A 15973-nucleotide genomic window follows, 5' to 3' on the forward strand; every position below is an offset into this window, starting at 1 on the left:
GTGCGGACACCCATCCCACAAGAAAATTTGGGATGTTTTTTTATTTGTCAGTCCCTTATTATTGGTGCAATGGATATGCTCATTGCTTCTCATGCGCTGAGTTTAGGAGTTACCCTAGTCACCAATAATGTGCGAGAGTTTTCTCGTATTCCTACGCTCCTATTAGAAAACTGGGTTGAGTAGTTGTGAATAGGCGAGGTGTTCGGTATTGTTAAACGAGTTTTTCCCAAAAGGTAATATTTTGAGTCATAAAGGAGTTAAAGCATGACTTAATTTTTATGACTTTTGAGGCTTTTATTGAATGAATAAATTCATCATTGGGATTGGGGTGTTTATTGGCTCTACGATTGGCAGCTACATCCCAGTCTTGTGGGGTGGAAGTTTGCTATCGTTCGTCTCGATCTTCTTTAGCGTTATTGGTGGTATTACAGGAATTTTGCTTGCTTATCGCGTATCAAAATATCTAGGTTTTATCTGAGCGGCGCTCTATGCCATTGTCGCTAAAAGTTTTAAACGAGTCTTTTTCCAACAGGTAAAATTTTGAGTGTGTCTTGTATCCGATCGCACTCTAAATTTGGGATGTCAAACACCTTTGTGTTTACTGCCTCAATCATAGCCAATACTGGAACAATGGAAGTAATGCTAAAGCGACATAACAAACTATGAGTGAACTTCCTAATACCCTTGAAGATGCGATCGCTCAATCTCGTACAGCCGTCCAAGCTGCCCTTGCAGATGGTTGTACTCGCATCCAAGTTGAGTTCCTGTTTCCAGAACTCAAGTTTATGCCGGTGGCGGAACAATTTCTGCCACTGTTTACAGAATACGATTCCCGTTTGAAGATTTTCTTTGCTGACGCGGGTGCTGCGGCCTTAGCCCGCCGCAATTGGGCTGATGCACCATTTCAAATTTTAGATATCGGTACGGTAAGAACTGCTTCTTTACAAACAAAAATTCAGCCAGAAGATGAAATTTTCTTATTCATCGCTCCCACTTCCGTAGAAGTACCGCAGGTGGAAAAGCTATGTCAAGAAATAGGCGATCGCCCTGTAGTCTTTTTAAATCCCCGTCTAGAAGATTCTGGGGTTGTGGGTATTGGTTATGCAGCAAGGCAAACTCGTCTGCGTTTTACCAATACCATTGAATCCTGTTATTACCTGCGCCCCATAGACGATCAAAGCGCCCTATCTCGCTGCTACCCAGGACAGTGGGAAGTTTGGCTGGAAACTGACGGCGAATATCAAAGAATTGCCGAATTACCCACAAAACCATCGGGTGATGATTTGGATCAGATCCTTTTAAAAGGACAACCGCAAACGACAACAGATGCAACACCTGTGAGAAAGCCCAATGTATTTAAGAGTTTGCAACGGTTCTTAAAGGCGTTGAGTAGTTAGGAGAAAGCAGAGGTAGCAGGAGGAAAGCTCATCTGCTGCCTCATTTTGAGTTTTTTATTTCTAAAACAGAAACTTGATGCTGAAAACCCTATACATTGTGCGACATTGCCAAGCAGTTGGACAGGAACCTAACGCGCCTCTGACATCACAGGGATACTTTGAAGCGATCGCTCTTGCTGATTTGTTATTCAGCTTTGGGATCGAGCGGGTGATCTCTAGTCCATTTATGAGAGCATATCAGTCAATTGCTCCACTCACTGAACGTCTGGGTATTTCAATCGAAATTGATAATCGACTTACCGAGCGCGTGCTGTGTGCAACACCGCTTGATGATTGGCGTGAGCGATTGGCTGAGTCATTTACCAATCTTGATTTATATCTAGATGGTGGTGAGTCTAGTCGTAGTGCTATGGCGCGTGGGATAGCTGTAATTAATGAAGTATTACAGCAAAAAACCAGCATAACTGCGATCGTCACACATGGCAATTTAATGGCGCTGATTCTGAAGCATTTTGACGATCGCATCGGTTACGCTGAATGGGAAAAATTGAGCAATCCAGATGTCTATCGCATACAGTTTCTCAATAGTGCAACACACGTAGAGCGAATGATATTTTAGTAACAAGCCTTTAATTTACGGCATGATCTGTATACTGCCGGATGTAGGGCGAGTGAAATCTAACTATCTAATTGCCACGAGTAAATTCGAGCAGCGATCGGCAGAGTGATTAGCACCAAACGTTTTTAATCCTCAAGTATGATAGGAGTACTTCGCTAGAAAACTCTTAAATACCTATGACACTTGAAAACCTTGAAGCTGAAGTTTTGGCACTTCCAAAAGACTCTCAAGCGGAACTACTGGCTCGACTCCTTGAACACTTGGGCAAAAGTGACGAAATTGATCGAGAAGTTGCATCCATCTGGGTTGAAGAAGCAAAACTGCGCGATCAAGAAATGGATAGCAGTAAATTAAGTGGTATTTCTGCCGAAAAAGTTTTTCAGCAAATTCGTGCATCTTTGCAATGAAAAACGTTATATTTCATCCCTTAGCAGAGCAAGAATTAATTGATGCTGTAGCCTATTACGAAGAGCAAGAACCCGGACTTGGTTTGGAGTATATTGGAGAAATAGAACACGCAGTCAGCTTTCTCATCCGATATCCCGAAGCTGGTTCAAAAATTCAAGACTCCCTTCGCCGCCTGATTTTGCCCAAGTTTCCATATTATTTGTTGTATCGGATTCTAGAATCCGATCAGATTCGTATTTTGGCAGTCGCACATCACAAACGTAAACCACAATACTGGGTTGAGCGTGAGTAGTTGACAGTGGTTTAAATAGCTGCTGCACTGAGAATGGAGGGCGATTAAAAGGGTTGTTTGCAGTCAGTGAGTTTGGTCGTTATCCCACAGTATAATCTGTATACTGCCGGATGTAAGACGGCTGAAATCCAACTACAATATCGTGTTTTGGTACTCCCATCGCCGTTAGTTGCTCACCCACATCCTCTTCTGTACCATTCCACTGAATCCAAATCTTGCCGTTTTTAATATCAAAGTGCATCACAGGGCCAAAAACCCGATGTTTATTTTGCCAACCAATATATAAGTTGGTAATGGTCTTGTTATCCATCAAAAATTGTTTGAGCTTCAATTTCATTATCAGATGATGCAAGTTGAGCATATTCTGTAAGTAATTGACGAATACAATTTCGATATTTATCTAAATCTGCCATCGGCTAATTTCCTCCGTTTCCACATCATAAACTAGCAGATTGATTTGACTTCGCTGGATAATATGGTAATCCTTGCAGGAGTTATCAACAAAAAGATCCCCGACTTCTTCAAGAAGTCGGGGATCTGAGCCTCTCGGTGTTTGCAATGCCGATTTTACAATGTTGTGAAATTTATGAGTTAGGAATTTTACTCCTAACTCCTCATTCCTAACTCCTAACTTTTTTTAATTCCCTTGCAACGGTGCATTCAAGACTTTCTCGATGCGATCGCGTGTTTCTAATAAATGCGCTTTGGTATATTCATCTTCAGAATTAACCCCCTTGAGTTTCTCATCTAGTTGTTTGAGTTTATACCAAGCCAGAGTCCGAGCATCTTCTGGGACATATTCTTTTCGCAACACCATATCAGTCAAAATGTCCAGGTATTGGCGCTGCAAGCCTCGCCGTAAACTGGCAATCTTCATTGGTTTACCTTTTGGTTTGATTACTTCTGTCCAGATACCTGATTGCAAAGTGTCAAATAGTTCTGGTAGAGTCAGTGCATTTTCTGGCTTAGTTTTAAGTTCAATATCCTTGAGGCGAGAGAGGCGATCGCCTGAGAGTAAATCTCGCAACACAGAACCCTGCATGAGTAGCACCAAGTCATGAATTGGAAAATCCAAACGCCCGACTTGGGGAGAACTACCCCAATGTCGCCAACGGGAAGGTGCTAATTTATTCAGTAGTTCTGGTGAAAAGCTCAGGGCATCTTCTGCAAACACATATTTTTGCAACGTTTCTAAAGCTTGTCGTTGTTCTTTAACTGGTACTGGTTCAAATGGTAATCGGTGTTGCTCAACTCCAGAGGGGATTTCGCTAGGGTGAATGCGATAAAAAGACTGTCCGCCGATGTATTTAGTGGTGTAATATATTTGTTGAAAATAGTTACCCAATACTGTGCTAAAACGTTCGCTGACATCGCTGTAACTATCACCAGCTAATGGGTAACGCTTATCGAGACGTTCCCACATCACCCGCGAATTATTCAACTGCCACTGAGAATAAAGCAGCACATTGCCACTGTTATCCCAAGCATCAGCAGTTGGGTCAAGGTCATAGACATCTTCATCTGTAGAATAACTCAACTCTGGCTTATAGGATTGGGCGGCAATTTCCTCTAAAATTGGCTTTTCTGCTATGGGAGTTGATGTCTTAATTGGGATGTAGCCATACTTAATCGCCCAGTCATCATAAGGCCCCACCATACTAGGAAAATAATCTCCCTGTTTTGTGCCTTGAGGGGCAATATTTGGGGGAATGTAGTCCATTACGGAAGTTGTCAGACCTTTATTTTTGGTAATTTCCGTATTATTCATCTCCTCTGGTGGTAGCAGAGTACTACCACGAAAGTTATGACGTAAACCAAGAGTATGTCCAACTTCGTGAGCGATGATTAAACGTAAATATTGATTGATATATTCTTTCACCTGATCGGGAGTGGCCATGGTATCTGGCAATAGTGACATCGCCAGGGAACCAAGGGCAAACTGGTTAGCAGCTTCCATCCCATAGCATAAATCGTACTCGCCTGCCATTTTAGATAAACGATTCAACAACTCTTGTTTCCCTGGCATCTGCTTCGGTACAGCATTGTTTTTGCTATCTAAACCATTAGCGCAAAGTAGACGATTTTGCATCAAAGCTGATAAGGTAGTCTGGCTTTGTGTTTGGCTGGGTTGGACAATTTTGCGATACTCATTCTTAAGTGCCCGGACAAAGCTGGCATCTACGAGAATGTCTGCATCCAAAATTTCCCCAGTCAAGGGATTAACGCGGGATGGCCCCATTGCAAAATAACCATCGACTGTGTTAATCCAGCGAATTGTGTTGTAACGAATATCTGCCGGGTCCCATGTGGCATCATCCGGCATCTGGCGGACTTCAATTGCATCCTTGAATCCCGCTTTCAGAAAGGCTTTATTCCACATTAGGATGCCTTCTTTCATCGCATCGCGGTATTCTAAGGGCACAGCGTTATCAATCCAGAAGACAATTGGTTTTTTGGGGCGAGAAATTAATGCTTTTGGGTCTTGTTTTTCTAAATCCCAGCGATTTATGTAACGGACAAAAGAATCGCCGCGATCGTCTTTGGATAAATCTTGGTAGGCGGTGATAAAATAGCCGATGCGATCGTCAGCAAGGCGCGGTCGATAATCTTTATCAGGTAGTTGAGAGAGACTATAGTGGACGCGCAGGGTAAAGCCACGGTTATCAGCTAGTGAGCCAAAACTTGGTGTTTCGCTCTCATGATCGGTGCTACCAGAGTAATTTAATACTGACTCAATTTCTAAGTTTTGCGGAAAAGCTTTAGCATTACCAAAATAGGACTGGTCTGTGGTTCCTGGGACTCCTAAGCTTGCAGATAATCCGCCTAAATCTGTCAGTAATAAATCGCCCAAATCGATCAGAAGAGTTTTGCGTTGTGGATGAATGCTTTTTATGGAAATGCTGTAGAGAACAGAATCACTAAAAGACCGGGCTAGCGATCGCACTTGAGGATCTCCCTCACGAGTGCGAAAATTGACATTGCGGATGACAAAGTTTAATTTATCATCTACCCGTTGGAAATAAAACAAAAAATCTTGCAGAGGCATACCACTATAAATACCCCGTTCGCCAATGCCCGATTCTAGGGTTGCCGTAGCGAGGTAATTTTTATTAAGTTGCTCTGGCTTAATTTCTAGATAAATTTTATTCTTTTCTTTATTGCGATAAAGGGTAAACAGCCCCCCTGACTTTTGGGTGTCTTTCACCACTTCATCAAACGGCTCTAAATCATCCTTTGCTGGTGGTGTTTTGCTAGGTTTAGGCTTTTCCTCGGGTTTTGCAACTTGCAAAAATGGTTGCTGTCCTGCTTTTTTAGAATCTTTGACTACCCAAACAAATGGTTTAGGCTGTACGTGTTTATTTTGATTAACCACCCAAATTTGTCCTGACGGTAGCCTTTGTTTCTGAGAAATATTGATATTATTTAGCGATAATGCTGAAATTTTGGTTGAAGAAGTTTCTGTCGTTAACTGACTATTGGCTGTAACTACGGCTTTTACAACCCGCACAGCCTTCTGGTTCGCTGACAAATCTGGATTAACTCCATTCACAAACGGTGACTTGGCACTAGCCGTTGCTATCCCTAAAAACAAACTATGTAACAAAATCATATAAAAAGTTAATCTTTTGTTCATCGCATCAATCCTCCAATAAAGATTCTGTAGTTAATTTTTAACTTTTGCAAAGCTATGTAGCCTATTTTTTCAGTTGCTTTATATAAAGCAGTAAAGTTTAGACTTCAATTTTAGTTGCCCTTTTTCCGCAATGTTCATGCTGTTTTACAGATGGATTTTTCCTAACAATTGCGTCTCTTACAATGAGTAAGCATTATTTTTACATCAGACTAGTAAATATCTTGGGAAAAAAGTATAACAAATTAACCAAAGTCGGAAAATTACTTGATTTTTGAAAGGATTTTTCTGATGACACTTTATTTGCATCAAGAGAAGAAGCTTCAAGTGACTATGAGTTAGCGAGAAGCCGCCCTCCAGGAACGCCGTCAGTGTAGCCCATCGGAGATATCGACAACGCATGATATTTTTCGTGTAGTATTTATTGATACTATTTATTTTTGGCAATGAGAAGCAAAGTAGCAAAGAAAAACTTTTAGTTCCAGATTATCAAAACAGTAATATAAATGTAACAACGGACACAGAAATGTCAACATATTTATCTCAAGTTTGGCAACTGCTGAGAAATTATGTGAGGGATATAAGCTTACAAGAGATGCCAAAGACCACATCGGTGGAAACTAAAGTTGGTTTATCTCTAGGAAAAAGTATTAAAAAACTAGACAAAGGCTTTAAATTTGCTCAAGATAATTTAAAGGAAGATTTATGGTTTCAAAGACTGCAAGAAAGCTTAGAAAAATGGACAACTCTAAAGAGCAGTTTGACTTCTAAGATAGGCGATCGCATATCGGGCCCGCTACCATCAGAGTTATATTTGAGAGTGGGCGTAGGCGTAGCCCGCACTTCGACTTCGCTCAGTGACCATCGTAGACATCGCCAGATGCATGAAGAGATTTATGATTTACTAGGCAATGGAGCGCTGAAATCAGAAATAGTCAACCAAATAATGGAATTGGTTCTGACTAGTCAAAAGATTCACCTAGAAGTGCTTTTCTGGCGGCTAGAAGACTTTTATCGTCGTTGGTGTCAGGGAGAATTTATTGATGCCACACCAGATGATAACCTGCCTCAGAGAACAAAATTAAAGCTAGCGGCACAAAATATTGCGATCGGGCTGAGACAGGTAGATATCTATACAGGGTTGAACGTACTGATTTTACTGTTAGAGTTACACCGCTACGCCCAAGAGCGAGATGAACTCAAAGAAAAAATTACCTTCTATCCATCAGCCCAACCAGATACAGACAATTTTTTCACATCCCAACTGCTGCGGATCATTAACTATAGCGATGCCCTAGAAATTGGCAACTTTAGCAGTATAGTTGGGCAATTCCTCAAAGGTGGTAACTTTCGTAGTGCTTACTTGGGCGATGCCAACCTCACCGGAGCAAACTTTAGCGGTGCCGACCTCAGCCTTGCTTATCTCGGTGATGCCAACTTAACTGGCGTAAACTTCATCGGTGCTAACCTTAGCGGTGCCAACTTCGGCGATGCCAACCTCAGTGGGGCTAACCTCAGTGGGGCTAACCTCAGTGATGCCGACCTTAGCAGCACTAACCTTAGTGGTGCTAACCTTAGCTGTGCCAACCTTAGCCGCGCCGACCTGAATCGCGCCGACCTTAGCAGTACCAACCTTAGCCGCGCCGACCTAAGCCACGCCGACCTCAGCCGCGCCGACCTCAGCAGTACCAACCTTAGTTATACCGACCTCAGCAACGCTATCCTTTTTGGTGCGAATCTAAGTGAAGCCAATCTCAGTAACGTCAACCTTAACCATGCTGACCTCTGCCGCGCTGACCTCAGTGGTGCTGATTTGAGTAACGCCATCCTCAACGGTACTAACCTCAGCGACACAATTCTTTTCAGTACCAACCTTAGTGATGCCATTCTCATGGCTGCTGACCTTAGCTATGCCAAACTTAACGGTGCCAAACTTAACGGTGCCAAACTTAACGGTGCAATGTTCTTAGGTGCAGACCTTAGCGGCGTAGACCTGAGTCGGGTAAGCCTCAACGAAGCTGACCTCAGTGGGGTGATTCTCAGCGAAGCAGACCTCAGCGAAGCCGACCTCACCGACGCGATCCTTTTCGGTACAGACTTCAGCTATGCCAACCTTAACAGTGCTAACCTCAGTGGCAGTAACCTGAGTGGTGCGATTCTCAATGGCGCGAATCTCAGCCACAGTAACCTAAGTTACGCCCTTCTCAGTGGTGCAGACCTCAGCGATGCCAATATGGAAAAAATGACCTGGGGTAAAAAACAGCAATGGGAAGGTGTGCGGGGATTAGAGACAGCAGTTAATGTCCCGGAGGCATTGAAAGAAGAACTGGGGTTGAATTGAGGGGACGTGGTGACATCTGTATTTGTGTACATTAAAACCTCTGCACCCTCAGCATCTCTACCGTTTTCAAAACATTCAGATGCTACCAGGTTTAATTAGAATTTACGCAAACAATAGTCAAAACCACAATTTTCTTCTTAGGGCAATTCATGAATTGCCCCTACCGCGTGTATTTTTGCGTAAGCGTCCTTGATAACGGGGCTTTGCACCCAGTTTTTCGGTAAAATATAATGCCATTGTTGCAGCAGTTCTCATGACTTCATCTGCGTCGTTTGACACATTAGAGTCTTTACAGGCGGATATCGCTGAATTGATCGCTCGTTTACCGACATTAAAAAATCGGCAACTTATTCAGCAAGCACTTGCTACTATTGTTCGTCTAGCTGATACCGAAATTGAGCGTCTCGACTGGAAAATATTGTCGGCTGCGTTAGCAGATATGGAACGCGGTTTCCAGCTTTTTTATGACTACCGACACGTTCGCAAAGTCACCATCTTCGGTTCTGCTCGTCTAGCGCCAGATACGCCAGAGTACCAAATGGCCGTTGAGTTTGCTCGTGCTGTTTCTCAATTAGGATTTATGGTGATGACTGGCGGTGGCGGTGGAATCATGCAGGCGGGTCACGAAGGTGCTGGACGAGAAAATTCCTTTGGATTAAATATTCAATTACCCTTTGAACAAGAAGCAAACCCTTTTATAGAAGGCGATCCCAAGCTAATTAATTTCAAATATTTCTTTACTCGCAAGCTTTTTCTTCTCAAAGAAAGTGATGCTGTAGCCTTATTTCCGGGAGGCTTTGGTACTCAGGATGAAGCTTTTGAATGTATGACATTAAGCCAGAATGGTAAGTTTGGCCCAGTACCTCTAGTTTTAATTGACCACCCTGGTGGTGATTACTGGCGGTCTTGGAGCGAATATATTAATAAGCAATTAGTGCAAAATGGTCTTGTGAGTCCTGAAGACCCCAGCCTTTACACGGTGACAGATAACCTGGATGTGGCTTGTGACGCTATTACTCGTTTTTACCAGGTTTATCATTCCTGTCGATATGTAGGCGATCGATTAGTCATCCGCCTGAAGAGCCATATATCAGACGATCTTGTAGAGCAACTCAATGCTGATTTCAGCGACATTATTGTTAAAGGACGGATTGAAAAAACTCAGGCATTACCTCAAGAAGCACAAGATGAAACGGTTGAACTACCTCGCCTCATTTTGTACTTCAATCAACGCGACTTGGGGCGTTTGTATCAGATGATTGCCACAATTAACCAAATGGGTACTGCTTCATTAGAAGATGCAGCACACCCAGAAAGAAAGTAGGGTTTAGGGGTGGATTTTTCCACCCGTATCCCAATATTTTTGACAGGCTTCTGTTGTCAGTTTAATATCTTTCGGATAAAAGACTTGACTAGCACCGCACGGCGTAAATAAGCAACCCATTTTAAATGTCTAGTTGATATGTCTGCTTTAGCATGACTTTGAAAGAGGTATTGAAGATTAAATTTCCAATGTATATAAATTATTATCAAATTTTTAATAAAAAATGATGAAATCTGAAGAGTCAATTTGCTTTGCCTCCTTTATACTGGCTTTCAAGAGACGTGGCTCTTAGCTCGACTTTATTTTGTAAAAAGTATAACGAAAATCATGTGATTCACCTTACTTTCAGATGTGAAATGCACCAGTTATTGTGACTCAATGCTGATCGGCATAAAAAAGCGTGTATATTGGCACAGGAAATAATATAAAACATCCTAAACACATATAGAGGAATAAAATATGCTGGAATTATTGGGTTCAGGTTTGGTGTCACTCTGGCTGGAAATGGCCGGAGTACAAATCAAGCCTCTAGATGCCTTAGATGCTTTAACTTGGCAAAGTAGTCCTGGCTTAGTTCTTGCCCCCGATCCCAATCCAACTGGGGCAACTACGGTGCAAGAATATCTGAAAAAGCTCATCACATCAAAAGTGGTGGCGCAAAATCTGGCTGAGAGTCAGGGCATTTGGATGCAGTCGGGGCCAATGCTGATGGCAAATCACCAAGGTACAACACCTCTCCCTGCTGCCTCTTTAACCAAAATTGCCACTTCCCTAGTTGCTTTGAAAACTTGGGGGCCAGATTACCAATTTGATACTTTGGTGAGTATTACTGGGCCAGTGGTAAATGGAGTTGTGCAGGGTGATTTGGTGATTACAGGCGGTGGCGATCCTTTGTTTGTTTGGGAAGAAGCGATCGCTCTTGGTAATACTCTTAATAAAATGGGCATCAAGCAGGTAAAGGGAAATTTAATTATTAATGGCAGTTTTGCCATGAATTTCCAACGGCAACCGATGCTGGCGGGTATGCTGCTCAAGCAAATACTAAATCGTGCAACTTGGGGCCGCCCCGCTATTTACGTCCACTCAATCATGGCGAAGGGAACACCCAAGCCTCAAGTTGTCATTTCGGGGACGGTGAAGGTTGAGGCCCAACCAAACTCTCAACAAACTTTGTTACTGCGTCATCGCTCCTTACCCTTGAAGCAACTGCTCAAGGAAATGAACATTTATAGTAATAACGATATGGCAGAGATGCTAGCAGAGTCAGTGGGAGGAGCAGCTGTAGTCCAATCCACTGCTGCTAACCTTGCGAGAGTGCCACAAGTGGAAATTCAGTTAATCAATGGTTCTGGACTAGGCCCCGAAAATCGCATTTCCCCCAGGGCTGTTTGTGCGATGTTTATGGCTATTCAAAGTGAGGCATCTGCCCATCAGCTAAATCTGGGTGACTTGTTCCCGATGTCTGGGTTTGATCACCGAGGAACAGTACACGCCAGACACATTCCCCTTGCTACTGTGATCAAAACTGGCACTCTTCGGGATGTGAGCGCTTTAGCGGGAGTTATGCCCACACGCGATCGCGGTTTGGTTTGGTTTGCTATTATCAACCGTGGGACAAATGTTTGGGGTTTGCGGACTGGACAAGACCAACTACTACAAAATGTTGTAAAACAGTTACAACTACCTCTAACCGTTCCTACTGCCCTCATTCCCCACTCAGCCATCAACTCTTTACCCCAGCTAGGTGCAACCAGTCGGAATGAAATTTTATTCAAAAGTTAGTTCATCATCTGCTCAGGTTTTGAACCAAAAGTGAGCGTGGGTGTCCTCTATCTTCTTTTTATAGTTCTAGTTTTGTTAGCAATCCAAAAGTTTTAACAAAGTTTAGGGGTTTAATTCCTCTACCTCTACAAGCAGAAAGTTTTGGGTCGGGGACTGCGAATGCAAAGTTGCTCCTCTACAGCGCTTCTCTGCGAGACGCTTTGCGAACGCGCATCCTGCGGCGGGGGAGACCCCAAGACCGCAATGCAGCGCTAAATCCCCGTCACAAAACTTAATTACGAATTACGAATTACGAATTACGAATTATTTAATGATGGGTAAAAACCGAACTTGTAAAGGGTAAATGTCCATAATAGCTTTTGGGTTAAATTTTCAATTAACTTGATTATAGGTAACTCGTAAAATGCCCTAACCACAGGATTGGGAAGAGCAGGCGAAACCGGAAGTAAAAATAACTGTAAATAGATTTGTCACGACTAAGCAACAATTAAGCTTATAAATTTAGATTGTGATTATGCGATTTCCCAAATTACCCAGATCCATACGTCAACTCAGTAGTTATGTTTTAGCGATCGCGCTAGGAGTTGTGCTAACGGTTAGCACATTGCAGGTGTTGCCCTCCCAAGCCGAACCCGCACCTCCAATAGGAGATACTTCACAACTGATTGCCCAACGACAATCACCAGCCACGGCTGCGATCGGTAGTACTAGCTTTGTGACAGCAGCAGTGAATCATGTTGGTTCAGCAGTTGTTCGCATTGATACTGAGCGGACAATTACTCGTCGCGTTGATCCATTTATGGAAGACCCCTTTTTCCGGCGGTTTTTTGGTGATGGTTTCTCCCAACAAATGCCCCCTTCTGAGCAGTTACGCGGTTTAGGCTCAGGTTTCATTATTGACAAGAGCGGCTTAGTTATGACTAACGCCCATGTGGTCGATAAGGCTGATAAGGTAACAGTCCGGCTCAAAGATGGCCGCACCTTTGAAGGAAAAGTTCAAGGCATTGATGAAGTTACAGATTTGGCAGTAGTCAAGATTAACGCTGGTAACGATTTACCAGTCGCACCCTTGGGTTCTTCCACTAATGTCCAAGTCGGAGATTGGGCGATCGCAGTTGGTAATCCTTTAGGATTTGATAACACCGTTACCTTGGGGATTGTCAGTACTCTCAAACGTTCCAGCGCCCAAGTTGGTATTAGCGACAAACGCTTAGACTTCATTCAAACCGATGCCGCCATTAACCCAGGTAACTCTGGCGGTCCGCTATTAAATGGCCAAGGTGAAGTGATTGGCATTAACACAGCCATCCGTCCCGACGCGATGGGTATTGGGTTTGCCATTCCTATTGATAAAGCCAAAGCGATCGCCGCGCAACTGCAACGTGATGGCAAAGTTGCTCACCCCTATTTAGGTGTGCAAATGCTAACTTTAACACCCGATCTTGCCAAACAAAATAACACCGATCCCAACTCTCCTATTCAGATACCAGAAATTAATGGTGTTTTTGTAATGCGAGTAGTTCCCAATTCTCCAGCCGCATCTGCTGGTATCCGGCGCGGGGATGTAATTCTGCAAGTAGATGGTAAAGCTATTACCAGCGCTGAACAATTGCAAAATGTTGTAGAAGACAGTCGGCTTGGTCAAGTATTACAGTTGAAAGTGCAACGGGGTAATCAGACACAGCAGCTTTCAATCCGTACAGCCGAGTTGCAAAATGCTTCGTAGGGGCAATATAGCCCAATACGCTTGGGTTAAGCATTTCTTTCTTCTCTCTGCGGACTCTGCGCCTTGGCGGTTCGTTAAAAAATTGACTTGGATAACAGAGTTTTAGCCTTAACTGAAGCGTATTGCAATATAGCCGATTTTAATTGTGTGGAATAGTGTCAACTTAAGTTAAAAGGGCGGTTAGAAACCTCGTCTACACGAAACTTTACCCACCGATCTGGGTTTCAAACCCTTAATTTTTTCTTAGTCCGCCTCCGCGGACTTTGCCTGTGTAGCTTCCTGTCGTAGGCATCGCTCTAACAGAGATTTCAAAATGCCAACGAGTCAAATCACTTACCAACAGCTAAAACTAGACCTTCATGGGCTAATACTGCTTGAGGAAAGGCAGATTTAACATCGACTTGAACCCGGTCAAGAAAATCATCATGGTCATCTGGGTGATGATGAGAAATAGCTAGCCGTTGCACACCAGCATTCAGGGCTGCATTCATCGCAGCTTGCCAGAGCAAATCAGCAGAGTCATGGTTGTGAGATGTAGGGGGAGTGTAAGTGGCATTGGCAATCAGCAAATCAACGCCTTTAATAAACTCTAAAATCCGCTCTCGCTCCACCTGCTCGGCATTCTGGTGCAAATCCGTGACGTAGGCAACACTACAATCTTGCCAAGTAACTCGGTAGCCAACTGAGCGCTGAGTTTGATTGATTAATGCGGTTGTAATGGTGACATCATCTAGCTTTACATCACTGTCTAAAGTTAGATTGTAAAACTGCAATTCCGACTGCATTACCTGTAAAGGATAAGGAAAGTGGGGCTGGAGCATCTGATCGTACAAACATTGTTTGATTGAGGCTCCATTTGAGGCAGCTGTGCCGTAAATATGAAAGCAATTTTCCCCAATAAATGCGGGAGCAAAAAAGGGAAACCCTTGAATCCGATTTGATTGACAGTTGGTAAAAAATAAATGGGCTTGTATTGGCTGTTGTAGTTCTTGCCAAGTTTTACCCAGTATGCGTAAGCCAGTACCGCCATCAAAAATCAAGCGTTTCCCACCTACATGTATTTCTACACAAGCAGTATTACCACCATAGCGGTTGGTGCTGGTGTCTGGGGTGGGAATCAAGCCCCGTACACCCCAGAATTGCACGATAAACTCACCTGCTGGGCTACTTGGCAGAGTAGCAGACTTTTCAGGTATGTAGCTCTGGGAATCCGACAACTCAAAATTTGACATTTTCCTTCAAATTAGACCTTAACGAGCAGGTCATCGTAGCGCCGAACTTCCAACAACCTGTTTTTTTCGTCCACAATGACTACCGTAGGAGAGTAACTTTTTAACTCTTCTGGAGTGAACTGCCCGTAAGTCATTATAATCAAGCGATCGCCAATAATGCCTAGACGTGCCGCACCCCCATTTAGCTCAATTACTCCTGAATGGGCTGGAGCCGGGATCGCATAAGTAATAAAACGCTGACCATTGGCACTATTAACTACTTGCACCTGCTCGTAAGGTAAGATCCCAGCTTTTTCCAAAAGGATTTCATCGATGCTGATACTACCCACGTAGTTGATATTCGCCCCCGTAAGGGTGCAATTATGAATTTTTGCCAAAAGGATAGTGCGCTGCATTTGAGTTTGGGGTTGGTGGCAGATTTTGCGATCCGTAACAAGCGAAAGTTATGAGTAGAGACGCGATTAATCGCGTCTATACAGAAGTTAGGATTGAGGAATAAAAATTTATAACTCTTAACTCCTAACTCCTAACTCTTCTATTATCCTCTATAAGCTTTGACGGATTTTTCTACTAAAGCTGCAACCTTGTCCACATCTTGCCAACCGAGAATTTCAGTCACCTTTTTTTCCAAATTTTTATAACTACGGAAAAATTCGGCAATTTCATCTAAGCGGTGTGGCGCTACGTCTTTCAGGGATTTTACTTGAGTGTAGCGCGGATCTTTGTCAGGAACACAAAGGATTTTTTCATCGCGATCGCCACCGTCAATCATCTCCAAGAAGCCAATTGGTCGTGCAGCAATAACACAGCCTGGAAAGGTTGGCTCGTCAATTATGACCATACCATCTAGGGGATCGCCATCTTCAGCTAAAGTATTAGGTACAAAGCCGTAGTCATAAGGATATTTTACCGAGGAATAAAGTACTCGGTCTAGAGCAAAAGCTTCTAGTTCCTTGTCGTATTCGTATTTATTTTTACTTCCGCCAGTAATTTCAATCAGAACGTTGATTAAACCGGGTTTCGGTTGGGCAGGAATACGAGATAAATCCACAAAAAAGTCCTCTGATAACAGTGAATCATGGGGCACTCAGTCAGCTTCGCTCCCCGTGTAGAATTTTAGGGCAATTATGGATCTCTTCCCAAGGTATTCATTCTATGGGATGGGGCATTAGGAATGGGGAATGGGAAGAGATAAGGGAGACAAGGGAGAGGGGGAAGACA

At 43.3% G+C, this 15973-nt stretch carries 15 protein-coding genes and 1 pseudogene; 10 read left to right on the forward strand and 6 right to left on the reverse strand.

Annotated elements, in window-relative coordinates:
• The 6 genes and pseudogenes from HWQ36_RS13170 to HWQ36_RS13195 all read left to right on the forward strand — a co-directional run.
• Positions 1–183: pseudogene (locus HWQ36_RS13170) on the forward strand (hypothetical protein); the annotation flags it as partial.
• 118 nt (positions 184–301) lie between these two features.
• Complete coding sequence (locus HWQ36_RS13175; protein WP_292703116.1) at positions 302–478, forward strand: hypothetical protein; 177 nt, start codon at positions 302–304, stop codon at positions 476–478.
• A 184-nt stretch (positions 479–662) separates the two neighbouring features.
• Entirely contained in the window at positions 663–1397 is a 735-nt protein-coding gene (locus HWQ36_RS13180; protein ID WP_292703119.1) for a DUF1995 family protein, read from the forward strand.
• Between the two features lie 76 nt (positions 1398–1473).
• Positions 1474–2016 (forward strand): histidine phosphatase family protein, encoded by a 543-nt coding sequence (locus HWQ36_RS13185; RefSeq protein ID WP_292703122.1) that lies wholly within the window; start codon positions 1474–1476, stop codon positions 2014–2016.
• Positions 2017–2192: 176 nt separating this feature from the next.
• On the forward strand, positions 2193–2423 hold the full coding sequence (locus tag HWQ36_RS13190) for an addiction module protein (RefSeq protein ID WP_292703125.1): 231 nt from the start codon (positions 2193–2195) through the stop codon (positions 2421–2423).
• Entirely contained in the window at positions 2420–2716 is a 297-nt protein-coding gene (locus tag HWQ36_RS13195) for a type II toxin-antitoxin system RelE/ParE family toxin (protein ID WP_292703128.1), read from the forward strand. Before HWQ36_RS13190 ends, HWQ36_RS13195 begins: the two co-directional genes overlap by 4 nt.
• A 79-nt stretch (positions 2717–2795) precedes the next feature.
• On the opposite strand, the gene HWQ36_RS13200 is transcribed toward HWQ36_RS13195, so the two are convergent.
• The 3 genes from HWQ36_RS13200 to HWQ36_RS13205 form a co-directional block, all read right to left on the reverse strand.
• On the reverse strand, positions 2796–3026 hold the full coding sequence (locus HWQ36_RS13200) for a XisI protein (protein ID WP_366828952.1): 231 nt from the start codon (positions 3024–3026) through the stop codon (positions 2796–2798).
• Positions 3019–3129, reverse strand: a complete 111-nt coding sequence (locus HWQ36_RS34370) for an element excision factor XisI family protein (RefSeq protein WP_366828954.1) — start codon at positions 3127–3129, stop codon at positions 3019–3021. The genes HWQ36_RS13200 and HWQ36_RS34370 overlap by 8 nt, the downstream gene beginning before the upstream one ends.
• A 224-nt stretch (positions 3130–3353) precedes the next feature.
• Complete coding sequence (locus HWQ36_RS13205) at positions 3354–6350, reverse strand: zinc-dependent metalloprotease (RefSeq protein ID WP_292703131.1); 2997 nt, start codon at positions 6348–6350, stop codon at positions 3354–3356.
• Between the two features lie 523 nt (positions 6351–6873).
• Between HWQ36_RS13205 and HWQ36_RS13210 the strand changes: the two genes are divergently transcribed.
• From HWQ36_RS13210 to HWQ36_RS13225, 4 genes are all read left to right on the forward strand, one after another.
• Entirely contained in the window at positions 6874–8688 is a 1815-nt protein-coding gene (locus tag HWQ36_RS13210; RefSeq protein WP_292703134.1) for a pentapeptide repeat-containing protein, read from the forward strand.
• 253 nt (positions 8689–8941) lie between these two features.
• Positions 8942–10012 carry an LOG family protein gene (locus HWQ36_RS13215; RefSeq protein WP_292703137.1) on the forward strand — a complete coding sequence of 357 codons (1071 nt, stop codon included), beginning with the start codon at positions 8942–8944 and terminating at the stop codon, positions 10010–10012.
• Positions 10013–10471: 459 nt separating this feature from the next.
• Entirely contained in the window at positions 10472–11794 is a 1323-nt protein-coding gene (locus tag HWQ36_RS13220; RefSeq protein ID WP_292703140.1) for a D-alanyl-D-alanine carboxypeptidase, read from the forward strand.
• A 514-nt stretch (positions 11795–12308) separates the two neighbouring features.
• A complete protein-coding gene (locus tag HWQ36_RS13225; RefSeq protein ID WP_292703143.1) occupies positions 12309–13520 on the forward strand; it encodes an HhoA/HhoB/HtrA family serine endopeptidase in 1212 nt (403 codons plus the stop codon).
• Positions 13521–13849: 329 nt separating this feature from the next.
• Here the strand turns inward: HWQ36_RS13225 and HWQ36_RS13230 are convergent, their stop codons facing one another.
• The 3 genes from HWQ36_RS13230 to HWQ36_RS13240 all read right to left on the reverse strand — a co-directional run bounded on the left by HWQ36_RS13230 (position 13850) and on the right by HWQ36_RS13240 (position 15803).
• Complete coding sequence (locus tag HWQ36_RS13230) at positions 13850–14752, reverse strand: MBL fold metallo-hydrolase (RefSeq protein ID WP_292703146.1); 903 nt, start codon at positions 14750–14752, stop codon at positions 13850–13852.
• Positions 14753–14763: 11 nt separating this feature from the next.
• A complete protein-coding gene (gene panD, locus HWQ36_RS13235) occupies positions 14764–15147 on the reverse strand; it encodes an aspartate 1-decarboxylase (RefSeq protein ID WP_292703149.1) in 384 nt (127 codons plus the stop codon).
• Between the two features lie 143 nt (positions 15148–15290).
• Positions 15291–15803, reverse strand: coding sequence for an inorganic diphosphatase (locus HWQ36_RS13240; RefSeq protein WP_292703153.1), 513 nt, complete (start codon positions 15801–15803; stop codon positions 15291–15293).
• Positions 15804–15973: the final 170 nt, after the last annotated feature.

Origin of the sequence: Nostoc sp. NMS2 (assembly GCF_017115105.1) — a bacterium.
Lineage (GTDB): Bacteria > Cyanobacteriota > Cyanobacteriia > Cyanobacteriales > Nostocaceae > Nostoc.